We start from the raw sequence: 20,555 nt of genomic DNA, 5'->3' as shown, positions 1-20,555 counted from the left end.
GCTGCTGGAGCGGTATGCCCAGGGTGTGCGCGGGCTGCTGGAGCACGTACGCCCAGACTGCCAGCGCGTTGCCGGAGCAGGGCGCCCAGGCTGTCAGCGCGTTGCCGAAGCGGGTGCCCAGGCTGTTACCTGCTTTCCCCAGGGGTCCTGGCGGTACGCCCGCGGGTCATGGCAGTCGCCCCAGCTCCAGTTGCTGGTGCACGACCTCCCCGGCGACCTCCGCCAGGCGGCGTCGGTGGGAGCGGGCGTGGGCGCGGAGGATGTGGAAGGCCTCGTCGACCGGGACGGAGAGGCGGGCGGCGAGCATGCCCTTGGCCTGCTCGATGACGACCCTGCTGTTCAGGGCGTAGCCGAGCTGGTCGGCCAGGGCGCGGCTCGCGCGCAGTTGGCGGTCGTGTTCCAGCGCCCAGCCGGCGGCGTCGGTGAGCGCCTGGCCCAGCTCCAGCAGCCCGGGGCTGAGGGGCGTCGGGCCGCGGCCGAGAAGCACCAGGGCGCCCAGGGTGTCCGCGCCGACGTGCAACGGCAGGGCGGCCACCCGGCCGTAGCCGAGCTCCCGGGCCCGGGCGGTGTAGCGGGGCCAGTCGCTGCGGGCCCGGTCGGCGTCGAGGGCGGTGTCGGGCACGGGGCGGCCGGTGTGCCAGGCCCGCGGCCCGGGCCCCTCGCCCCACTCGACCGCCTCGCGGGCCAGCCGCATCAACTCCGCGCCGGTACCGGCCACTTCGACCGGCGCGTGGGCGTCGGGGGCGTACAGCGCGACCGCCGCGCAGTCGCCGAGCAGCCCGTTGCCGTGTTCCGCGAGCACGGCCAGGAGCCTGGAGGGTTCGTCGACCCCGCAGGCGGCGAGATCGACGAACGCCTGCGCGATCTGCCGGTGCTGCGTCCCGGATACCGTCATCGGATTCCCCTCGTCTCCCCACCTGTCAGCCAAGGCGCAGTCCACCCCGGAGTATCCGCGCGGCGACGGACTGCGCGGAGGCGCCCTCGGTGAACGCGTGCGCCCTGATCAGTTCCAGCGCGTCGGCCGTCGGGCATGCGAGCTGTACGGCGAGCATGCCCGCCGCCTGATGGACCGTGGCCCGCACGTCGAGGCCGCCGTAGAGGCCCGGTTCGCCGTCCGGGCTCAGGATCATCGAGCCGGTGAGCGCCTCGGCGAGCCCGGCGAAGGCGGCCGAGCCGATGACACCCGGCGCGGGATCGAACACGGCGAGGGCGCCGACGCAGACGTCCGACACGGTCAGCGGGACCGCGGCCACCTCGGCTGTGCCGAGCTCGGCGAGCGCGGGGCCGTAGCCGGGCCACAGGATGCCCATCATCGGGCCGGACGCCGCGACGGGGCGGCGCTGCCGGGTGGCGTCGCGGGCCGGGCCCTCGCCGAGGAGGAACTCCAACTCCTGGGCGGCGCACGCCCGTTCGTCGGAGGCGGCGAGGGCGAGCTGGTCGAAGGCCGGGCCGGCCAGGGTGAGGGCGGCACTGTCGGTGCCGCAGGCCTCCGCGACGCCGGTCATGAACACCGGTTGCGGGGTGTCCCGTTCGCTCACCCACGTCGACAGGCGGCCCCCGTAGACGTCGAGGAGACGGGCCACGGTCAGCTGACAGGACGCCGTCGACTCGTGGCGGGCGGCGATCCGCGTGTGGACGTCTCGGAGCACCTCGGTGGCCGCCTGGCCCGCGAGCACCGTGTGCCGTTCGGCGGTGCTGCTGGCGTCGGCCGCACGGGCGCGGGCCACCGCGGCTCGCAGTTCCACGGAAGCGACGGTGTCCAGGGCCCCTCGCCGGGTCGCCAGACCGGAAGCGTACGCCCGGCTGCCCGGTCGGAGGGCTCACGTCCGTGCCCGGTCACACGTCCGGTGCGGCGGTCACCACGCCCGCCGCGATCGCCGCGGTCAGGGTGGTGTGGTCGGTCGCGGTCCGCGCGGCGTAGGTGTGGGCGAACTCGGCGATCGCGTGGTCGAAGGTGTCGCCGCCGCCCAGGTAGGCGGCGATGGCGACACGGTCTCCCGAGCGGGCGTGGGCGCGCGCCAGGGCGGTGCCGCACAGTCGGGCGTACGTGGTGAGCTCAGCGGGGCTCATCCCGGCCACCTCGGCCGAGCCCTTCATGTCACGCAGCTGCCGCCAGTAGAAGGCCCGTCCCTGCGGCCCCGTCATCCACCCGAGGAAGATGTCGCCGGCGGACTGCAACAGCCGCTGGCCCGCGACGACACGGTGTCCGGGATGGACGTACGGCCCGTTCGGCAGGTGTTCCTCCAGGACGGACTGGCGTGCCTCCTTGATCTGAAGGAACAGCGGGTCGTCCGCGTCCCGGCCGGTCAGCAGCACGATGAAGCAGCGGGTGCCGACGCTGCCGACGCCGACGACCTTGCGGGCGGCGTCGACGAAGCGGTAGCGGTCGAGGAGGAGACGGCGTTCCTCGGCGAGGGTGGAGCGGTAGTCGCTGAAGATCTTCCGCAGGGCGGCCGTGTCGGGGACGCCGGCGGGTTCGAGCAGCGGCGGGTCCTGGATGATCCGGCGCCGCCCGTCGACGACCTCCGTCAGCTTTCCGAGAGCCTGGAGGCTGGTGCGGCGGCGGGCCCGGGTGAGGGTCGACCGGGCGCGGTGGCGGTGCCGGGTGGAGCGGATGAGGGGCATCAGAGTGTCGGCGTCGAGGCGCTCGTACCAGACGGCGAGTTCGCCGAGCCCGGCCAGTCTGCGCATGGACGTGCGGTACGCGGCGGTGGCGGCCACGGCCGCCCGGTGGGCCTTCGGCTCGCTGTGGCCGTTCTCGCGGGCGGCCACGACGACGCTCGCGGCGAGGCGTTTGACGTCCCACTCGAAGGGGCCGGGGAAGGTCTCGTCGAAGTCGTTGAGGTCGAAGAGGAGGGTGCGCTCCGGGGAGGCGTAGAGCCCGAAGTTGAGCAGATGGGCGTCGCCGCAGAGCTGCACGGTCAGGCCGGTGTGCGGCTGGGCGGCGAGGTCGGCGGCCATCACGGCGGCGGCGCCGCGCAGGAAGGCGAACGGGGAGGCCGACATCCTGCCGTACCGGATCGGCAGCAGCTCCGGCAGCCGGTCACGCCCCTGGCGTTCCAGCACGGCGACGGGGTCGGGCCGGTCGAGGGAGGGAATCCAGGTGGCGTGCGCGGAGCGCGGGACGCGCTTGCGGGCGGCCCTTCCCCGCGCGGCGCGATCACCGGGGGTGCCCTGGCCACCAGGGGCGCTCATCCGCCGTGCCTTCGCATCACGTCTCCCGATCCGCCGTCGTCTGTCGTCCCTGGTGTCGCACACCTCCTGATCGCAGGGAAGCGTGGGACGGGGGCGGGCGCATGCGGAGTACGGCGATCGGGTGAGGGACGGGTGGGTGGGGCGCCGGGCGCCCCCGCGTACGAGGGTGCCCGGCGCCGGCGCCTCACCGGGCGTAGCGCATCAGGGCTCGGACCATGTGGCACGTCGTGTCCGACGGGGGGTGGACACCGATCGTCTCCGCCGTGGTGCGTATCTTCTCGTTGCGGGCCTGGTTCGGCAGGTACACGCCCGAGTCGAGCAGGGCGATGGCGAGCCGCATCGCCTTGAGGCGGCGGTTGTGCGTGATGTACCACTCGCGTGGCTGGCCCGGCGGCAGCGGGCGCTTCTCCACGGGGGTGTACGGCAGGTCGAGCAGCACCGGGTGCTGGGCGGTCGACTGGGTGGGCAACGGCTTCAGAGCGGCAGCGGGCACAGGCATCCTCCTGTCGCGGTGAGGGTGTCGGAACGGGGGATTCGGCAGCCCCCCAACACCCTCGAACACGTCTTCTAGTGTACCGCCAGGCACTGACAAAAGGCCCTGGCCACAGGGGCTTTGAGGGGACCTCAGGGGTACCTTGGACCCCATGGAGATCTGGATCAACCCGGCCTGTTCCAAGTGCCGCAGCGCGCTCACCCTGCTGGACGCCGAGGGTGCCGACTACACCGTCCGCCGCTACCTGGAGGACGTACCGAGCGAGGACGAGATCAGGGCCGTACTCGACCGTCTGGGCCTCGAACCGTGGGACATCACCCGCACCCAGGAGGCCGTCGCGAAGGAGCTGGGGCTCAAGGAGTGGGCGCGGGACGAGAGTTCACGCGACCGATGGGTCAAGGCGCTCGCCGAGCACCCGAAGCTGATCCAGCGACCGATCATCACCGCGGACGACGGCACGGCCGTGGTCGGCCGCAGCGAGGAGGCCGTTCGGGACGCTCTGTCCCGTTAAGCAACTGGATGTCGGGCGACGGGAGTTCGGGGGCCACGCGCTGTTACCCTCCGCCGCCATGACCTTCGGTGATCAAGGAATGCCGTACGGGACCGTGGACCCGTACGCCCAGTGGGTGGCGGAGCAGGAGCGGATACGCAGGCGTCGGCGCACCCGGCGAGTGGTGGCCGCGGGGACGGGTGTGCTGCTCGTCGCGGCGATCACCGCGGGGGCCGTGCTCTACACGGACGGGGGCGACCGGGGCGCCGCCGCCGCGGCCTCGTCCCCGGCGGTCCCGTCCGTCTCCGTCACGCTCCCCTCCGACGCCCCGTCCGCCCTGCCCTCGCTGCTCTCCCGGCCGGTCGTCCGTCCGGAACAGGCCTTCCCGGCGCGGAGCGTGCGGCTGGACGACGGTTCCCGGTACGAGCGCGTCGACCTGGCCACCACCTCCGACTGCACCGAGGGCATGGCACCGGAGCTGGCCGCGCTGATCGCCCAGGGCCAGGGATGCGAGCGGCTGACCGCCGCGCTGTTCACGGACGCCGAGCGGCGCTCGCAGGTGACGGTGACCGTGCTGAGCTTCCGGCGCGTCGAGGACGCCTCGTCCGTGTTCGCCATGGCCTCCATGGACCCGGTGACGTATCAGGTCGTGTCGCTCGATCCGCCGCCCTCGGCCGGGCTGCCGACGGTGCCTCCCGGGTCGGCTGGAGTGTTCCGGCGGGTGATGACCGTGCGGTCCGTGGTGTTCGCCAACGGGCAGTGGGGCGACGGCTCGGAGACGGACGAGGACGCGATCACGGGTCAGACCGAGGGCCTCCTCCGGTATGTCAACGACAACGTCGTCGCCTACGAGGACCCGGACTCCGTGTGACGCACGTTACTTCAGCGGCTCCTGCGACCGCTGAGTAACCTCGTTCGGTATCTCGTACATAGCGGCGTACGCTCCCCTACCTCTTCAGGAGGCGCGCATGTCGCGTAGGAGAACTCTCAGCACAGGCAAGAAGATCGCCCTGTTCGTGGGCGCGGCGTCGGTGGCGGGCGGTGGTGCCTTCGTCATGGCGAGCACGTCGAACGCCTCCCCGTCGCAGCAGCCGCAGACCAAGGCGGCGGACTCGGGCGTCTGCCAGGGACTGGCCACCGCCCTCGGCAACAACCAGAAGTTCATCGACGGCCAACGGGCCGCTCCGGACGCGCAGTCCGCGGCCCGGATCGCCAACCGTGAAGCGGTCATCGAGCAGATCAAGGTGCAGCAGAAGGCGTCCGGGTGCGCCGTTGGGGAGTCGGCTCAGGGCTCCCAGGCGGCACAGCCGGCGACTCCGGCGGCACCGAGCACTCCGGCCGCCTCGGCGCCGGCCGCGCAGGCGAGTCAGCCCGCCGCCGCCTCCGGGCAGCAGGTATGCAACGGCTCCACCGTCACGCTCTCCGGCGAGGGCGGGGCACCCGCCGCGTCCAGCAACCAGTTCCCGGCGGGGACGAAGCTGAAGGTCACCAACCTGGACAACAACAAGTCCACGACGGTGGAGGTCACCTCCGTCTCGGGCAGCTGTGTGCTGCTGAACAACGCCGCCTTCGAACAGGTCCGCGAACCCGGCAAGTTCCTCATCCGCCGGGCCGTGATCGAGAAGGTGGGGTGAGGTTCAACGGCGCAGGAACTCCGTGAGGCGGCGGCCCAGTTCGGCGGGTGCCGAGTGCGGTAGCGCGTGATGTGAGACACCGGGGACCACCACCGTCTCGACGCGCGGCAGCAGTTCACCCGCCCTGGCCGTCACCTTGCCCGTGTCATGAGTCCTGCTGTTCGCGGCCACGAGCAGCAGGACCGGCACATCGAGCCCGCGCAGTGCGTCAGGGGACGGGCGCGGGCCGGTCACCGGCTTCGCTACGGAGGGGAAGCCGGCGGCCGCCTCCTGGAGGCGGAGCCAGTCGGGGTCGAGGGGTGCTCCCCCGGTCTCCCACTCCAGGAAGGTCCGGACGCGGTGGGGCGCGGGCCGCAGCAGCATCGGCAGGGCGTGCAGCAGATACGCCGGGCGGTATCCGTCGAAGCACTGGGTGGGGTCCAGCAGGAACAGGCTGCGTACGCGCCCGGTCACGCGCGCGTGCAGGGCGTGGTGCAGGGCGACGAAGGCCCCGTACGAGTGCCCGCCCAGGTCCGTCTCCTCGATGTCGAGGCCGTCGAGAACCGCGTCCAGCCATGCCGCCAGGTCGGCGACCGTACGGGGGTGACGGTCGGCGGCCGGGACACCGCGGCCCGCGTCGCCGATCAGGTCGACGGCGTGGACCCGGTGGGTGCGGGCCAGGTCGGCGACCTGGGCGTACCAGGACGCCGAGGTCGTGCCCCCGCCCGGCAGCAGGACGAGCGGGGGCGCGCCGGCCGGCCCGCACACGATGACGTGGGTCGCGCCGAAGGGCGTGGGGACATGGACCGCCTCCCGCTTCGCGGGCCACTTGGCCAGGACCCTGTCGTAGGCCGCCTGGAAAGCGTCGTCGTCGTACGTGCTCATCGAGCCCTCCCCTATTATCTCGTTGAGCGAGATGTTCGATGAGCGAGACAATAGCCGAGGAGCGACATGACACCCCAGGGTTCCGGCATGGAGATCGTCCATCTCCTGCGCGCGGTCACCGTCGAGCTCGGTCTGCACAGCGCCCGGTTCGCGCAGCGCAACGACATGCATCCGACGGATGTGCGCGCCCTGATCGCCCTCATGGACGCCGCACGCGCGCGTGAGGAGATGACGGCAGGGCGGCTCGGGGCCGCGCTCGGGCTGAACTCGGCGGGCACGACCGCGCTGGTCGATCGGCTGGAGCGGGCCGGGCATGTTCGGCGGGTGCGCGGGGAGCGGGACCGGCGCAAGGTCGTGATCGAGGTGAGCGAGGAGGCCGTCGAGCTCGGGCGGGCCTTCTTCGGGCCGCTGATCGACCGGACCATGGGGCTGCTGCGGGCGTACGACGAGCGCGAGACGGCCGCGATCCTCGGCTTTCTCACCGGAGTGCGGGACGCGGCGGCCGAGCGGGACTGAACCGCCAACCCCATCGCATACGAGCCGTCGCGCCGGCCCGTCCGCCGGCTCCGCGTGCCGCTCCCCCGGCGCCGCCGGCCCTCACAGCGTGAGACGCGCCACAGAACCACCAGGTAACACGGGGTTCACATTCGAGCAATGACCGGGAAATCGCCTGTTGACAGGCTCGCGCACATCAAGCGCGGCGTTTCAGTGCCGCAGCGCCGCAGCACCCAGCAGCACCCGCAAGTGCGCCTAGAGACCCACCCCCGAAGGATGTGGCCCGTGACCTTCAAGGCTGAGTACATCTGGATCGACGGCACCGAGCCGACGGCCAAGCTCCGTTCCAAGACGAAGATCCTGGCGGACGACGCCAAGGGTGCCGAGCTGCCGATCTGGGGCTTCGACGGGTCCTCCACCAACCAGGCCGAGGGGCACTCCTCGGACCGTGTGCTCAAGCCGGTCTTCACCTGCCCGGACCCGATCCGCGGCGGCGACGACATCCTGGTCCTGTGTGAGGTCCTGAACATCGACTTCACGCCCCACTCCTCCAACACCCGCGCCGCGCTGGCCGAGGTCGAGGAGAAGTTCGGCGCGCAGGAGCCGATCTTCGGCATCGAGCAGGAGTACACCTTCTTCAAGGACGGCTACCCGCTCGGCTTCCCCAAGGGCGGCTTCCCGGCCCCCCAGGGCGGCTACTACTGCGGTGTCGGCGCCGACGAGATCTTCGGCCGTGACGTCGTCGAGGCCCACCTGGACAACTGCCTGAAGGCGGGTCTGGCGATCTCCGGCATCAACGCCGAGGTCATGCCCGGCCAGTGGGAGTTCCAGGTCGGCCCGGTCTCCCCGCTCGAGGTCTCGGACCACATGTGGGTGGCCCGCTGGCTGCTCTACCGCACCGCCGAGGACTTCGGCATCTCCGCCACCCTGGACCCCAAGCCGGTCAAGGGCGACTGGAACGGCGCCGGCGCGCACACCAACTTCTCCACCAAGGCGATGCGCGAGGGCTACGACGCCATCATCACCGCGTGCGAGTCGCTCGGTGAGGGCTCCAAGCCGCTCGACCACGTCAAGAACTACGGCGCCGGCATCGACGACCGTCTGACCGGTCTGCACGAGACCGCCCCGTGGAACGAGTACTCCTACGGTGTCTCCAACCGCGGCGCCTCGGTCCGTATCCCGTGGCAGGTCGAGAAGGACGGCAAGGGCTACATCGAGGACCGCCGTCCCAACGCCAACGTCGACCCGTACGTCGTGACGCGGCTGATCGTCGACACCTGCTGCTCCGCGCTGGAGAAGGCCGGCCAGGTCTGAGCAGCACCCTTGTAGCTTCCTGAGGGGCGTCCACCGTCGCGGTGGGCGCCCCTCGGCGCGTTGTCAGTGGGGTCTGCCATGGTGGGGGCATGGAGATCGACAAGGGCCTGCTCGCCATCAGGGTCGAGACGGAGAACCGGCAGACGCACACCCGGATCTCGGCGCCGCGGCTGCGGGAGTTGGTGCGCCGGATCGGGGGCGCCGGCGACCACTTCCTGATCGTGCAGCGGATACCGGACCGGCCGGCGGTCTTCATCCAGGTCGCCCACGAGCCGGGTGGGGTCTACGAGTTCCAGCACCGCACCGGCCCCGTCCCGTACATGTGGGTCACCGAGGTGACGGACCCTGACCTGGTCGCGGACGTGATGGCGCGCTGGGCCCGCCAGGAGGACGGCTGGGACACCGGGATCGTCTGGCAGCGCGACGAGCTCGGGGCGCCGCGGGTGGTGCCCGCGCCGGACCCGGAGGTCGCCGCCGAGGCCGAGGGGCAGGTGCGCGTGATGCTCGCCGACGGCTACCTCGGCATCGAGGAGATCATCCGCGAAACCGCCTATCTGCTGGAGGACCGGCTGTCCGCCGCGCAGGCCCGGCCGATCGTGGAGCGGCTGTGGCTGGCGCGCGTCGAGGAGCAGGAGTCCTGGGCGGAACCGACCGACCCGGACCGGCTGGAGCGGGCGTTCGCGGCGCTGGAGCGGGCCGGCATCGTGGCCCGCGAGCACTTCACCTGCTGCCGCAACTGCGGAATGGGCGAGATCGGCGCCGAGATGGCGGACCGTGAGGGAGGCGCGCGGGGCTTCGTCTTCTTCCACCACCAGTGCACCCGTAGCGCGGCCGAGGGCCATGGACTGTCCGTCCACTACGGCGACTTCGACAACACTCCGCAGGGCAAGGCCGCCGTCGGACACGAGGTCGTCGCGGCGCTCGACGCCGCCGGGCTGTCCACCCAGTGGGACGGCAATCCGGACACCGCGATCGCCATCACGCCCCTGAACTGGCGCAAACGCCTGGTGGGGTGACGTACGCAACGTCAGTTTCCCGTCAAGGAAGCGTCCAAGCAGTGAGAGGAGGGTCCTGTTGCGGGCTTGTGTCTGCTTCAATGTGGGCATGGCCAGCTTCCAGAACCCCACCGCGACAGGTCGCCATGACCTCGAGCCGTTCTGGCCTTCCCGTCAGCACCACGACTTCGACCGGGTGTGTTGCCGCGCGATGAACGCGCGGGCCCTCTAAAGCCGACACACCCCGTCCGGCCTTCGGCCAGCGCGCAGTCGATCCACGTCTCCGGACGACCCGTCCCCGGGACGACCTTCTCGCGCGAAAGAGCTGACCCTCATGGCGACCACTCGTTCTCTGTCCCCCGCCCCTCTCGCCCCCGCCCCGGCCGAGCACGGCCCCCGGCACCGGCTCCGGGCCGTCGGCCCCGACGACGTGCTGGACGTGGCGGACTTCCTGCCGCCGGGCGCCACCTGGCTGCCCGCCCCGCAGCACGCGCTGCCGACGCTGCCGGGCCAGCCGCCGATGATCGGCTACCTGGTACTGGTCCCGGCCGACCAGCAGCCGCCCCTGCTGCCCACCGAGTCGGGCCCGGCCGGTGCCGGGAGCGGCGACGACCCGCTCGTCCGCATCGACACGGTGCAGCGCACCGCCGAGGTGAACGGCGTCGAACTCGACCTCACCTACCTGGAGTTCGAGCTCCTCGCCCACCTGGTCGCCAACCCGCACCGGGTGCACACCCGCGACCAGCTGGTCACCACCGTGTGGGGCTACGGCCACGTGGGCGACGGCCGCACCGTCGACGTCCACATCGCCCGCCTCCGCCGCAAGCTGGGCACCCAGCACCGGCAGGCGATCCAGACGATCCGCCGGGTGGGCTACAAGTACACGCCGCCGACGGGGCGTTGATGTCGCGCAAGCCCGTCCGCTGACGGCGGGGGCCCGTTCCGCGGGGCGAGTTCGTGGGGCGGGCCGTCGTCGGCACCTGGTCGGCGGCGCGAGACGCTGCGCGGCTGACGCGGGTCCCGCCGTGGTGGCGTCCGCCGGGTGCCGGACCGTCGTGGCCGTTCGCGCAGTTCCCCGTGCCCCTTGGGGCGTTGCGACGGCGGGGGTGTACCTGGCACCACCCCCTGCGCGGGTGGTCAGGCCCCGTGACCCGGTCGCGGCGGGCGGGACAGACTGCTGCCATGAGCATCGAGACACAGAGCGGCAGTGGGCGCACCTGGGCGCGGACCTCGGGTCGGGCGGCGGTGCGGGGGTTCGGACTCGCGCTGGTGGTGCTGCCGGGGGCGGTGCTGTGCCTCGTGCTGTCGCTGGTGTCGATCGCGCTCATCCCGATCGGCGTCGGGATCGTCACCACGCCGTGGGTGCTCACCGGGGTTCGGGCGTTCGCCGACTGGCGGCGGGTGCTCGGCGCCGAATGGGCCGGGGTGCGGATCCCGGCGGCGTACCGGCCGCTCCCCGCGAACGCCAACCCGTGGGGGCGCACCTTCGGCATGCTGGGCGACCCGGCGACCTGGCGGGACCTCAGGTGGCTGCCGGTCGACATGACGGCGGGGTTCCTCACCGCGCTGCTGCCGGCCGCGCTGGTGCTGTACCCGGTGGAGGGGCTGGCGCTGGCGGCCGGGCTGTGGCGGGCCTTCCCGGACGGGTACTGGTACGCCTTCGTGCCGGTCACCGGGCAGGCCTCCGCGTTCGGCGCCGGTGCGCTCGCGCTCGTCCTCCTGCTGCTGTTCCGGCTGCTCCCCGTGCCCGTGCTGCGCGCCCACTTCCGGCTCACCGGCGCCCTGCTCTCCCCCGGCCAGGCCGAACTCGCCGAGCGGGTCCGGGTGCTGACCGAGACGCGGCAGGACGCCGTCGACACCTCCGCCGCCGAACTGCGGCGCATCGAGCGGGACCTGCACGACGGGGCGCAGGCCCGGCTGGTCGCGATGGGCATGGACCTCGGCACCATCGAGCTGCTCCTCGACAAGGACCCGGAGAAGGCGAAGGAGTTGCTCGCGCAGGCCCGCAAGTCCTCCGTGGACGCCCTCGCCGAGCTGCGGGACCTGGTGCGCGGCATCCATCCGCCGGTGCTCGCCGAGCGCGGACTGGGCGACGCGGTGAGGGCGTTGGCGCTGCGGCTGCCGCTGCCCGCCGAGGTGACGGTGGAGCTGCCCGGGCGGGCCGACGCGCCGGTGGAGTCGGCAGCGTACTTCGCGGTGAGCGAGGTGCTCACCAACGCCGTGAAGCACGCGGACGCCGAGCGCCTCTGGATCGACCTGCACCACAAGGAGGGCAGGCTGCGGATCAGCGTCACCGACGACGGCAAGGGCGGCGCGGTGATCGGGGCGGGCTCGGGGCTGGCCGGGGTCGAGCGGCGGCTCGGTACATTCGACGGCGTCCTGGCCGTCAGCAGTCCCGCGGGCGGTCCCACCATGGTCACCATGGAGATCCCTTGCGTGTTGTCCTAGCCGAAGACCTGTTCCTCCTGCGGGACGGGCTGGTCCGGCTGCTGGAAGCCCATGACTTCGAGATCGCCGCGGCCGTCGAGTCCGGCCCCGAGCTCACCCGTGCGCTGGCCGAGCTGGAGCCGGACGTCGCCGTGGTCGACGTCCGGCTGCCGCCCACGCACACCGACGAGGGACTCCAGTGCGCGCTGGCGGCCCGGCGGGCGAGACCGGGGCTGCCCGTGCTGGTGCTCTCGCAGCACGTGGAGCAGCTGTACGCGCGCGAGCTGCTCGCCGACGGTACGGGCGGGGTCGGCTATCTGCTGAAGGACCGGGTGTTCGACGCGGCGCAGTTCGTGGACGCCGTGCACCGGGTGGCGGCGGGCGGTACGGCCATGGACCCGCAGGTGATCCAGCAGCTGCTGACCCGGCGGGCGGCCGCCGACCAGCCGCTGGGGCGGCTGACCCCACGGGAGCTGGAGGTGCTGGACCTGATGGCGCAGGGGCGGTCCAACGCGGCGATCGCGGGACAGCTCGTCGTCACGGAACGGGCCATTGCCAAGCACACCTCCAACATCTTCACCAAACTGGACCTGGAGGTGTCGGACGACGACAATCGACGCGTTCTGGCAGTCCTCGCCTATCTGGACCAGGGCCGGTGAGCGGCCGCTGATTTTCCGTAACTTCTGCTGCTCAAGCGAGTGTTGGGGCGGCACTGCCGAGTAATCCTCTGATTTTTATGAGAGACGCGTGAACACCCGTGGGACCGCGTCCGTATGGAACTGCGCCGCTTCACTCCTGTCGGGCGCCTCGATAGCCCCGCAAGGAAGTCAGAGGAGTTCCATGGGACGCAACAATCGCAAACGCCGTACGCCGCTGGCCAACAAGGCCATAGCCGCTTCGGCTGCCCTAGCGCTCGGTGGGGGCGGGCTTGTCTGGGCGAACTTCTACGCATCGGCTCATGAGTCGAACTCGGGACAGAACCAGACGAAGGCCGCCGCGGCGCAGATCGCCACGATCCAGTGCCCGGACGTCGGCCAGAAGCTGACGAACGTCCCGAACGGCGCCCGGAACGGCGTGAATACGGAGCTGGCGAACCTCGACAAGCAGGTCACCGAGGCCTACGCCCGGCTCGCGTCCACGCGCCAGGCGCAGGCGGGTGACTCCGGGTTCGTGCAGAACGCGATCCTCGGCCCGCTGAAGGAAAAGCGGTCCGCCGCTCTGGACCGCATCCGGATCAACATCCAGCGGGCCGGCGGACAGGTCGCGAATCTGTCGCAGCTCGCCGCCTGCACCGGGGTCCAGGCCCAGCAGCCGGCGACCAACGCCGGTCAGGGCGGTCAGCAGCAGAACGGCGGCCAACAGCAGAACGGCGGCCAACAGCAGAACGGCGGTCAGCAGAACGGCGGCCAGCAGCAGGGCGGTCAGCAGCAGAACGGCCAGGGCGGCAACGGCCCGACGGCCGCCGACTTCGTGGACATCACGAAGGTGCAGGCCAACGCCCAGCTCGGTGTGGGTCAGAACGGCCTGCCCGCGAACGGCCGTTCCGGCTCCCGGGGCACGTTCACCACGAAGTGCGGCACCAACGGGAACGACAACCACAACACGGACAACGTGATCGTCGCCCCCGGTGTCAGCAACGGCGCCCACCACCTGCACGACTACGTCGGCAACCAGAGCAACGACGCCTTCGCGAGCGACCAGGAGCTGGCGGGGGCCCAGACCACCTGCCAGAACCAGGGCGACAAGTCCTCGTACTTCTGGCCGGTGCTGCGCCTCCAGGACGGTACGCAGGACTTCGACCAGAACGCCGCCGGCGGTGGCACCGAGGGCAACGTCGGCAAGATCCTGCAGCCCGCCCAGGCCCAGCTGAAGTTCGTCGGCAACAAGAAGGGCAACGTCGTCGCGATGCCGACCGCCCTGCGCATCATCACCGGTGACGCCAAGGCCTTCGTCAACGGCAACGCCAACGCGAACGTCAACTGGAGCTGCACCGGCTTCGAGAACAAGGTGCAGCTGCACGACAAGTACCCGATCTGCCCGCAGGGCAGCCAGGTGGTGCGCACGACCAACTTCCAGAGCTGCTGGGACGGCAAGAACATCGACAGCGCCAACCACCGTACGCACGTGGCGTTCGTCCAGGCCGACGGCACCTGCGCCAACGGCTTCAAGGCGATCCCGCAGCTCCAGGTCCGGCTGGTCTACAACGTTCCCGCCCCGACCATCCAGAACGGTCAGGTCGTGAAGCCGTACGCGGTGGACACCTTCCCGGAGAACATTCACAAGCCGGTGACCGACCACAACGACTTCATCAACTTCTTCTCCACGAACACGATGAACAAGCTGGTCAAGTGCATCAACACCGGCCAGAAGTGCCAGTGAGCTAGCGCATGGGAGAGCCGGCGGTGGGAATTCCCACCGCCGGCTCTTTCGTGTGTTCAGTGGCTGCCGGAGTGCGCGGAGTGGTCCTGGCCCTCCTCGACGTCACCGCCGAGCGTGGCGCGCAGCGCGGACACGGTCTTCGTGGTCTCCCCGACGGCCACCCACTTGCGGCCGACCAGGTAGTGACCGCCGTAGTCCTTGGCCCCGTTGATCCACTCGCGCTGGCCGCGGTCGGTGGCGAAGGTGGCCAGGATGAACTTGCCGTCGGCCTTGCTCTTGCGGCACGAGGCCTGGCGGAGTTCGTCGGCGTCGATCTGGATGGTCGGCGTGCAGCCCACCTCGGCGGCGAGGTGTTCGAGGCTGCCGCTCGCGGTCTCCGGTACGGCGGCGGCCTTGTCGTCACCGCCGCCGGAACCGCAGCCGGCCAGCAGGAGAGCCGCCGCCGCGGCCGCGAGCATCGGTCGGGTCAACCTCATCTGTTCCTCCGGAACCTTCCCGTGGGCCTGGGTGCCCGTCCCCTTCCATACGGCCGGGGAGCACGCTGCGCTCAAATCAGGTACCCGGATGGGCACGCCCGTGCGAAAGTGTGCCGGTGAACGAGAACTGGGAACAGCGTGTGACGGCCGCCTGGGCCACCTTCGACGACTATCCCGAGGAGCGGGCCGCCGACTTCCGCGCGGTGATCGACGCCCTCGTCGCCGAACTCCCCGACGACAGTCCGCTCGGCCCCTTCGAGCAGGCCTGCGCCTGGGACTCGACCGGCCACTCGGACCGGGCCGCGCCGCTGTACCGGGAGGCGCTGGCCCGCGGACTGTCCGGCTACAAGGGCCGTCGTACGAAGATCCAGCTGTCCAGCTCGCTGCGGAACATCGGGCAGGCCGAGGAGGGCGTCAAGCTGCTGACTCCCGAACTGGACGCCCCCTCCGACGAGTTGGACGACGCCGTACGCGCCTGTCTCGCCCTGTGTCTGTCCAGCCTCGGCCGCGACCGCGAGGGCCTGTCCCTCGTCCTGGGCGCGCTGGCTCCCCATCTGCCGCGCTACCAGCGCTCGATGGCCAACTACGCCCGGGCATTGGTCCAGCCGGACACCGACGGCTGAGCAACGCCCCCAGGGGCGCGGGGAACTGCGCGACCAGCCACAACGGAGCCGCACACGAAGAACAACCCGTCGCGGCGCTTCCAGCGGAGCGTTCGGGTGGCGGTGACCAACGCACGATTCGCTCGTTCTGCTGAACGTGCAGTCACAGGATGTCGCCCCGCGCCCCGCACCGTCCGCCTCCGCCGAGCCGTTCGTCGACGTCGAACAGGCCGAGGCCGCGCTCGTCGAGCACTACCCACGCCTCGTCCGGCTGGCCTACCTGGTGCTGCCGCCGAGCCTCGGCCGCAACCGGCGCGTCCTGACCGCGCACGCCCTCGTCCAGCGTGCCCTGCCGCGCGGCCGTGCCTCGACACCGGCCATCCCGGCCCAGTCGACCGGCCGCGACGGCGACCCGGGGTACGCCTTCGTCCGCCTCCAGGTGCTGCGTACGGCGCTGGAGGCGGGCCTGCCGCTGACCCGCGGTGCATGGCCCAAGCGCTCCCAACTGCCGCCGCTGCTCCCTCAGGTGTGGGGCCTCAGGCTCTTCCCGCGGTCGGGCGGCGCCGATGAACTCGCCCTGGACCAGCGGCTGTCGGCCCTGTCCGGCGAGGCCCGCGCCGCCTATGTGCTGCGTGGCCTGGAGCGCCTCCCGGACGGCGATGTCCGCCGGGTGCTGACCGAGGCGGGCGCGACGGACGCGGAGGCGGCGCTGGAAGAGGCCGCCGAGGTGCCCGCGGAGTACGCCCTGCTCGACTCCCCCGAGTTCGACCCCTGCTCGCTCCAGGCCCGCCCCACCGATCTGATGCGCCGCAGGCAGCATCAGAGGGCCGCGCTCGCCGCCGCGGCGGCGGTCGCCGTGTGCGGGGCGCTGCTCGCCCTGCCGGGCGACGGCTGGGGTCCCGACGGTGCCGCGGCGCCCGTGTACGCACAGAACCCGTCGGCGCGGGCCGCGCTCGACCCCGCCCAGCTGACCCGGGTCCCGGCCACCGCCTGGGAGGCCGCCTCCCGCAACGACTTCTCCGTCTGGCCCGCCCGTGGCGGCCTCGCCCACGACACCGCGCTGCTGCGCCGCGCCCTGGCCGTCTGGGCCCGCCCCGGCGAGACCGTCCGCGTCTCCGCGACCCCCGGCACCCCGTCCGGCGGCCCCTCGGGACCGCCGCAGCTCCTGTACGCCGGGCTCGTCGACAACGCGCGCGTGGTGATCCTCTACGACGGTCTGCGCATCGCCCGCTACGCCGAGCCGAAGGACGGCACCGAGGGCGCCGCCCTCGACTTCGCGCGGGTCGACGGGGCGACCCCGGGTGAGGCGAGCGCGATCGTGCTGGGCCGGGCCGACGGCAACGTCCGCTATCTGCTGGCGCCCTGGGTGACGAAGGCGGCCGAGCGTGATCTCCTCAAGCCCGGCTCCGGCGCGATGGACCTCACGCTGACGAGCGGGGTCACCTCGCCGCTGGCCGGTTCGGCGCAGCAGAACGGCAGCTGCACGTCCTGGAACGTGCTGGAGCTGACGGACCGCTCCGGCATCCGGCTGCTGAGCGACCTCGGTGAACTGGTCCCGGCCCGCCTCACCACCGGCCGCCCCGGCGCGCCGCACGAGGCGTCCGGTGCGGAGGCGCTGCGTACCTGGGCGCCGTACGCCTGCTCGCTGGGCGTGATGCGCTCGGCCGGCGTACGGACCGTGAACGCGTGGGCGTACGCCGACCAGCGGCTGCCCGACGCGGGCGGGGCGGCGCAGTGGGTGTGCACGCGCGCGGAGACCTGGCGGGGCGGCGGGACGCGCGTGCTGGCGCAGTTCCGCACGCCGGGCGGGACGTACGGAGCGGTCGCGGCGCAGGCCGAGAACGTCCCGGCGTGCGGTCCGCGCGATCCGAACGTGCTGGCCGGTGTGCTGTGGAAGTCGGGGACGGGGTCCTGGTACCTGCTGGCGGCCGGCGGCAGGAACACCGCGTCGATCAGCGCGACCGGGGCCGTCAGCGGTTCGACCCAGGGGAACCTGCTGGCCGTGAAGGCGAAGGACGGCGCCCGGGCCGAGCTGAGGGGGACCTTGAACAGCGGGCGGGCGATCAACGGACTGCGCTAGCTGACAGTGGCGTCAACAAGTCACCGCACGAGACTTCCTCTCGGTCCTACTCGTCAGTACATTGACGCCATGTCTAACACGCAGGACCGGGTGCACCTCAAGGCCCGCAAGGTGTCCTTCTCCTGGGACGACACCCCGCTGCACTGGGTGCCCGGCGACCCCTTCACCACGCACACCATCAATGTGCTGCATCTGCTCCTGCCCGCCGGTGAGCGGTGGTTCGTGCACGTCTACCGGCAGGTGCTGCCGTACATCCGCGACGAGCGGCTGCGCGAGGACGTCATCGGGTTCATCGGGCAGGAGGCCATGCACTCCCAGGCCCATGACGAGGTGCTGCCGCACCTGCGGGAGCAGGGCCTCGATCCGACGCCGTACACCGCCCAGATCGACTGGTTCTTCGGGAAGCTGCTCGGCGACCGGACGCTGCCGCCGGGCCGGGCGCGCAAGTGGTGGCTCATGGAGCGGGTGGCCACCATCGCGGCCATCGAGCACTACACGGCCTTTCTCGGCAACTGGGTCCTGAACGCCGACGAGTTGGACCGGCGGGGCGCCGATCCGACCATGCTGGACCTGCTGCGCTGGCACGGCGCCGAGGAGGTCGAGCACCGGTCGGTCGCCTTCGAGCTCTTCCAGCACGTGGACGGCGGCTACCGGCGCCGGGTGCGGACCTGGGCGCTGGCCTTCGCGGCACTGGTGTTCCTGTGGCAGCGCGGGGCGCGGTTCTTCATGGCGAACGACCCGACGCTCATCGACGGCAGAGCGAGCTTCAAGGACTTCTACGTCCGGGGCCGGCGGGGCGTACTGCCGGGCACCGGCGACCTGCTCCGGTCGATACCGCGCTATCTGAGCCGCGACTACCACCCCTCCCAGGAGGGCTGCACCGAGCAGGCCGTCGCCTATCTCGACCGGTCCCCCGCGGCGCTGGCCGCCGAGAAGGCCGCCGAGAAGGGTGCCGAGAAGGGTGCCGCGTGATGCCGAAGCCGCTGACCGTGGCGGTCGTCGCGGGGGCCGCGCTGCTCGCCCGCCGGGCCATGCGCCGCCGTGTCCAGGCCTCTCCGCTGTGGCCGATGCCCGCCCTGGAGGAGCCGGTCTCCGGGCGGCCCCGGTCGCGGGCGCTCAGGCTGCTGGTGACCTCGCGCGAGACGGTCGCCGAGGGGGTCGTACAACTGCGCCTGGAAGGGCACGACCTGCCGCGCTGGGAGCCCGGCGCGCATCTCGACCTGGTGCTGCCGTCGGGCCTCGTACGGCAGTACTCGCTGTGCGGGGACCCGGCGGACACCTCCTCGTACACCGTGGCGACCCGACTGGTCGAGGACGGCCGGGGCGGTTCCCGCGAGGTGCACGAGCGGTTGGCCGAGGGCACGGAGGTCGAGGTGCGCGGGCCGCGCAACCGTTTCCCGCTGGTCGCGGCCGAGTCGTACGTCTTCGTCGCGGGCGGCATCGGGATCACTCCCGTCCTGTCGATGCTGCGGGCCCTGCCCGAGGGCGTCGAGTGGCGGCTGCTGTACTGCGGGCGGTCGCGGGAGTCGATGCCGTTCGTGGCCGAACTGGAGCGGCTCGACGGCCGGGTCACCGTCGTCACCGGGGTGCCCGATCTCGACGCGCTGGAGGTGCCCGAGGGTGCAGCCCTGTACTGCTGCGGGCCCGAGGGGCTGATGGCGGCGGTCGAAGAGCGGTATCCGCAGGTGCGCGTGGAGCGGTTCACGCCGCGCGCCTCGGCACCCGGCACCGCCTTCGAACTCGAACTCCGGCGCAGTGGGCGGACGTTGAAGGTCCCCGCCGACTCGACGGTCCTCGCGGCCGTGCGTGCGGAGCTACCGAACACCCTCTACTCCTGCGAGCAGGGTTTCTGCGGGACCTGCCAACAGCGGGTGCTGGAGGGCGAGGTGGACCACCGCGACGAGCTGCTGACGGACGGGGAGCGCGGCGACTCGATGCTCATCTGCGTTTCGCGGGCACGAAGTGAGCGACTTGTGCTGGACATGTGAACGCCGTTGGTCGGACCGGCCCGTTCCGGGCCGGATCCGATCGGTAAGGTGTTCGCATGACTACCGGGGTACGGCGAAGAATGGGAGTCGAGGAACGGCGGCAGCAGTTGATCGGCGTCGCCCTCGAACTGTTCAGCCAGCGCTCGCCCGATGATGTGTCCATCGACGAGATAGCGTCCGCGGCGGGCATCTCGCGTCCGCTGGTGTACCACTACTTCCCCGGCAAACTCAGCCTGTACGAGGCCGCGTTGAAGCGGGCGGCGGACGACCTGGCGGGCCGGTTCGTCGAACCGCGGGAAGGGCCGCTCGGGGTCCGGCTGCTGCGGGTGATGCGGCGCTTCTTCGACTTCGTGGACGAGCACGGGCCCGGTTTCGCGGCCCTGATGCGCGGCGGCCCGGCCGTCGGCTCCTCGGCCACCAACGCGCTCATCGACTCGGTACGGCAGGCCGCGTACGAACAGATCCTGTCGCATCTGGGCGTCACGAACCCACCCGCGCGGCTGGAACTGGTCGTCCGCTCCTGGATCTCGCTCGCCGAGTCGACGGCCCTGATCTGGCTGGACGGCCGGCGCGTCCCGCGCGGCGAGCTGGAGGCGCAGCTCGTGCACGACTTCGCGGCGCTCGCCGCGGTGAGCGCCGCCTACGACGAGGAGATGGGCGCGCTGATGCGTGTCGTGCTCCGCGACGAGCCGACCGACGGGCCGTTCGCCGACCTGGTGGGCCGGCTGATCGCGCTGGCGTCCTAGAACTTCCGGTAGGAGGCGTCCAGGTCGCGCACCTCCGCGGAGGCGTGCAGCACGACGCCCTGGTCCTCGATGTGCTTGCGCAGCAGCTCCAGGACCGCTTCCGTGAGCTTCGCCTTGGTCTCGTCGGTGCGCCCGGCGAGCAGACCGAGGGTGACATGGACCACGGCGTGGCCGTCCTCCTCGTATCCGAAGGCCGTGAACTCGCTCGCCCGGAACTGCGTCTTGCACGCCTCCGGCTTCGCCGCCGCGATCTCCACCGTCGCCTCGTGCAACGCCCGGGCGAAACCGGCCCGGTCGAAGGCGGGGGTGATCGTCTGGGAGTAGTCGACGGTGATCTGCGGCATGGGTACTCCTGTTCTAGGTCAACCAGGTCACCC

General features: G+C 71.7%; 22 protein-coding genes. 15 read left to right on the top strand and 7 right to left on the bottom strand.

What is annotated here, in order from left to right; genetic code table 11:
- Positions 1–166: 166 nt before the first annotated feature.
- The 4 genes from ACIHIX_RS40610 to ACIHIX_RS40595 all read right to left on the bottom strand — a co-directional run bounded on the left by ACIHIX_RS40610 (position 167) and on the right by ACIHIX_RS40595 (position 3,688).
- Positions 167–895, bottom strand: a complete 729-nt coding sequence (locus ACIHIX_RS40610; RefSeq protein ID WP_399965516.1) for a GAF and ANTAR domain-containing protein — start codon at positions 893–895, stop codon at positions 167–169.
- Between the two features lie 25 nt (positions 896–920).
- Positions 921–1,745 carry an ANTAR domain-containing protein gene (locus ACIHIX_RS40605; protein ID WP_399965514.1) on the bottom strand — a complete coding sequence of 275 codons (825 nt, stop codon included), beginning with the start codon at positions 1,743–1,745 and terminating at the stop codon, positions 921–923.
- A 91-nt stretch (positions 1,746–1,836) separates the two neighbouring features.
- Positions 1,837–3,195 carry a DUF2252 domain-containing protein gene (locus tag ACIHIX_RS40600; RefSeq protein ID WP_399965512.1) on the bottom strand — a complete coding sequence of 453 codons (1,359 nt, stop codon included), beginning with the start codon at positions 3,193–3,195 and terminating at the stop codon, positions 1,837–1,839.
- Between the two features lie 184 nt (positions 3,196–3,379).
- Entirely contained in the window at positions 3,380–3,688 is a 309-nt protein-coding gene (locus ACIHIX_RS40595; RefSeq protein ID WP_399965511.1) for a hypothetical protein, read from the bottom strand.
- A gap of 151 nt (positions 3,689–3,839) precedes the next feature.
- Between ACIHIX_RS40595 and ACIHIX_RS40590 the strand changes: the two genes are divergently transcribed.
- The 3 genes from ACIHIX_RS40590 to ACIHIX_RS40580 all read left to right on the top strand — a co-directional run bounded on the left by ACIHIX_RS40590 (position 3,840) and on the right by ACIHIX_RS40580 (position 5,812).
- The gene (locus ACIHIX_RS40590; protein ID WP_399965509.1) at positions 3,840–4,199 is read left to right on the top strand and encodes an arsenate reductase family protein; all 360 of its coding nucleotides are present in this window, start codon (positions 3,840–3,842) and stop codon (positions 4,197–4,199) included.
- A 58-nt stretch (positions 4,200–4,257) separates the two neighbouring features.
- Positions 4,258–5,049 (top strand): hypothetical protein, encoded by a 792-nt coding sequence (locus ACIHIX_RS40585; protein WP_399965507.1) that lies wholly within the window; start codon positions 4,258–4,260, stop codon positions 5,047–5,049.
- 97 nt (positions 5,050–5,146) lie between these two features.
- Entirely contained in the window at positions 5,147–5,812 is a 666-nt protein-coding gene (locus ACIHIX_RS40580) for a hypothetical protein (RefSeq protein WP_399965505.1), read from the top strand.
- A 3-nt stretch (positions 5,813–5,815) separates the two neighbouring features.
- On the opposite strand, the gene ACIHIX_RS40575 is transcribed toward ACIHIX_RS40580, so the two are convergent.
- On the bottom strand, positions 5,816–6,676 hold the full coding sequence (locus ACIHIX_RS40575) for an alpha/beta fold hydrolase (RefSeq protein WP_399965503.1): 861 nt from the start codon (positions 6,674–6,676) through the stop codon (positions 5,816–5,818).
- 66 nt (positions 6,677–6,742) lie between these two features.
- On the opposite strand from ACIHIX_RS40575, the gene ACIHIX_RS40570 reads away from it, so the two are divergent.
- From ACIHIX_RS40570 to ACIHIX_RS40540, 7 genes are all read left to right on the top strand, one after another.
- Positions 6,743–7,192, top strand: a complete 450-nt coding sequence (locus tag ACIHIX_RS40570) for a MarR family winged helix-turn-helix transcriptional regulator (protein ID WP_399965501.1) — start codon at positions 6,743–6,745, stop codon at positions 7,190–7,192.
- Between the two features lie 264 nt (positions 7,193–7,456).
- Positions 7,457–8,485, top strand: a complete 1,029-nt coding sequence (glnII, locus tag ACIHIX_RS40565; protein WP_399965500.1) for a glutamine synthetase — start codon at positions 7,457–7,459, stop codon at positions 8,483–8,485.
- Between the two features lie 89 nt (positions 8,486–8,574).
- Positions 8,575–9,501: a DUF6891 domain-containing protein gene (locus tag ACIHIX_RS40560; protein WP_399965498.1), complete on the top strand. Its 927-nt coding sequence runs from the start codon at positions 8,575–8,577 to the stop codon at positions 9,499–9,501.
- Between the two features lie 313 nt (positions 9,502–9,814).
- Entirely contained in the window at positions 9,815–10,384 is a 570-nt protein-coding gene (locus ACIHIX_RS40555; protein WP_399965496.1) for a winged helix-turn-helix domain-containing protein, read from the top strand.
- Between the two features lie 278 nt (positions 10,385–10,662).
- On the top strand, positions 10,663–11,928 hold the full coding sequence (locus ACIHIX_RS40550) for a sensor histidine kinase (protein ID WP_399965494.1): 1,266 nt from the start codon (positions 10,663–10,665) through the stop codon (positions 11,926–11,928).
- The gene (locus ACIHIX_RS40545) at positions 11,913–12,566 is read left to right on the top strand and encodes a response regulator transcription factor (protein ID WP_329339917.1); all 654 of its coding nucleotides are present in this window, start codon (positions 11,913–11,915) and stop codon (positions 12,564–12,566) included. The genes ACIHIX_RS40550 and ACIHIX_RS40545 overlap by 16 nt, the downstream gene beginning before the upstream one ends.
- Positions 12,567–12,747: 181 nt before the next feature.
- On the top strand, positions 12,748–14,286 hold the full coding sequence (locus ACIHIX_RS40540; protein WP_399965491.1) for a DUF1996 domain-containing protein: 1,539 nt from the start codon (positions 12,748–12,750) through the stop codon (positions 14,284–14,286).
- 56 nt (positions 14,287–14,342) lie between these two features.
- On the opposite strand, the gene ACIHIX_RS40535 is transcribed toward ACIHIX_RS40540, so the two are convergent.
- A complete protein-coding gene (locus ACIHIX_RS40535) occupies positions 14,343–14,762 on the bottom strand; it encodes a hypothetical protein (RefSeq protein WP_399965489.1) in 420 nt (139 codons plus the stop codon).
- A 116-nt stretch (positions 14,763–14,878) separates the two neighbouring features.
- Here ACIHIX_RS40535 and ACIHIX_RS40530 point away from each other — a divergent pair, with 116 nt between their 5' ends.
- The 5 genes from ACIHIX_RS40530 to ACIHIX_RS40510 all read left to right on the top strand — a co-directional run bounded on the left by ACIHIX_RS40530 (position 14,879) and on the right by ACIHIX_RS40510 (position 20,178).
- Positions 14,879–15,385, top strand: coding sequence for a tetratricopeptide repeat protein (locus ACIHIX_RS40530; protein WP_399965487.1), 507 nt, complete (start codon positions 14,879–14,881; stop codon positions 15,383–15,385).
- A 136-nt stretch (positions 15,386–15,521) separates the two neighbouring features.
- Positions 15,522–17,444 (top strand): hypothetical protein, encoded by a 1,923-nt coding sequence (locus ACIHIX_RS40525; RefSeq protein ID WP_399965485.1) that lies wholly within the window; start codon positions 15,522–15,524, stop codon positions 17,442–17,444.
- Positions 17,445–17,513: 69 nt separating this feature from the next.
- Complete coding sequence (locus tag ACIHIX_RS40520; RefSeq protein WP_399965483.1) at positions 17,514–18,416, top strand: metal-dependent hydrolase; 903 nt, start codon at positions 17,514–17,516, stop codon at positions 18,414–18,416.
- Positions 18,416–19,432, top strand: coding sequence for a PDR/VanB family oxidoreductase (locus ACIHIX_RS40515; protein ID WP_399965481.1), 1,017 nt, complete (start codon positions 18,416–18,418; stop codon positions 19,430–19,432). Before ACIHIX_RS40520 ends, ACIHIX_RS40515 begins: the two co-directional genes overlap by 1 nt.
- A 56-nt stretch (positions 19,433–19,488) precedes the next feature.
- Entirely contained in the window at positions 19,489–20,178 is a 690-nt protein-coding gene (locus tag ACIHIX_RS40510) for a TetR/AcrR family transcriptional regulator (protein ID WP_399965479.1), read from the top strand.
- On the opposite strand, the gene ACIHIX_RS40505 is transcribed toward ACIHIX_RS40510, so the two are convergent.
- Positions 20,175–20,522, bottom strand: coding sequence for a 5-carboxymethyl-2-hydroxymuconate Delta-isomerase (locus ACIHIX_RS40505; RefSeq protein ID WP_399965477.1), 348 nt, complete (start codon positions 20,520–20,522; stop codon positions 20,175–20,177). The two genes, ACIHIX_RS40510 and ACIHIX_RS40505, sit on opposite strands and share 4 nt — an antisense overlap.
- Between the last annotated feature and the right edge of the window lie 33 nt (positions 20,523–20,555).

This window comes from Streptomyces sp. NPDC051913, assembly GCF_044593635.1.
In the GTDB taxonomy this organism is placed as follows: Bacteria; Actinomycetota; Actinomycetes; order Streptomycetales; family Streptomycetaceae; genus Streptomyces.
This window is presented reverse-complemented; position numbering and strand designations above follow the sequence as displayed.

What these genes read in the sequence shown, in the direction of transcription:
- ACIHIX_RS40610 (WP_399965516.1), bottom strand. Translation starts at nt 895, where the DNA reads ATGACGGTATCCGGGACGCAGCACCGGCAGATCGCGCAGGCGTTCGTC.
- ACIHIX_RS40600 (WP_399965512.1), bottom strand. Translation starts at nt 3,195, where the DNA reads ATGAGCGCCCCTGGTGGCCAGGGCACCCCCGGTGATCGCGCCGCGCGG.
- ACIHIX_RS40590 (WP_399965509.1), top strand. Translation starts at nt 3,840, where the DNA reads ATGGAGATCTGGATCAACCCGGCCTGTTCCAAGTGCCGCAGCGCGCTC.
- ACIHIX_RS40585 (WP_399965507.1), top strand. Translation starts at nt 4,258, where the DNA reads ATGACCTTCGGTGATCAAGGAATGCCGTACGGGACCGTGGACCCGTAC.
- ACIHIX_RS40580 (WP_399965505.1), top strand. Translation starts at nt 5,147, where the DNA reads ATGTCGCGTAGGAGAACTCTCAGCACAGGCAAGAAGATCGCCCTGTTC.
- ACIHIX_RS40575 (WP_399965503.1), bottom strand. Translation starts at nt 6,676, where the DNA reads ATGAGCACGTACGACGACGACGCTTTCCAGGCGGCCTACGACAGGGTC.
- ACIHIX_RS40570 (WP_399965501.1), top strand. Translation starts at nt 6,743, where the DNA reads ATGACACCCCAGGGTTCCGGCATGGAGATCGTCCATCTCCTGCGCGCG.
- ACIHIX_RS40560 (WP_399965498.1), top strand. Translation starts at nt 8,575, where the DNA reads ATGGAGATCGACAAGGGCCTGCTCGCCATCAGGGTCGAGACGGAGAAC.
- ACIHIX_RS40555 (WP_399965496.1), top strand. Translation starts at nt 9,815, where the DNA reads ATGGCGACCACTCGTTCTCTGTCCCCCGCCCCTCTCGCCCCCGCCCCG.
- ACIHIX_RS40550 (WP_399965494.1), top strand. Translation starts at nt 10,663, where the DNA reads ATGAGCATCGAGACACAGAGCGGCAGTGGGCGCACCTGGGCGCGGACC.
- ACIHIX_RS40540 (WP_399965491.1), top strand. Translation starts at nt 12,748, where the DNA reads ATGGGACGCAACAATCGCAAACGCCGTACGCCGCTGGCCAACAAGGCC.
- ACIHIX_RS40535 (WP_399965489.1), bottom strand. Translation starts at nt 14,762, where the DNA reads ATGAGGTTGACCCGACCGATGCTCGCGGCCGCGGCGGCGGCTCTCCTG.
- ACIHIX_RS40520 (WP_399965483.1), top strand. Translation starts at nt 17,514, where the DNA reads ATGTCTAACACGCAGGACCGGGTGCACCTCAAGGCCCGCAAGGTGTCC.
- ACIHIX_RS40515 (WP_399965481.1), top strand. Translation starts at nt 18,416, where the DNA reads ATGCCGAAGCCGCTGACCGTGGCGGTCGTCGCGGGGGCCGCGCTGCTC.
- ACIHIX_RS40510 (WP_399965479.1), top strand. Translation starts at nt 19,489, where the DNA reads ATGACTACCGGGGTACGGCGAAGAATGGGAGTCGAGGAACGGCGGCAG.
- ACIHIX_RS40505 (WP_399965477.1), bottom strand. Translation starts at nt 20,522, where the DNA reads ATGCCGCAGATCACCGTCGACTACTCCCAGACGATCACCCCCGCCTTC.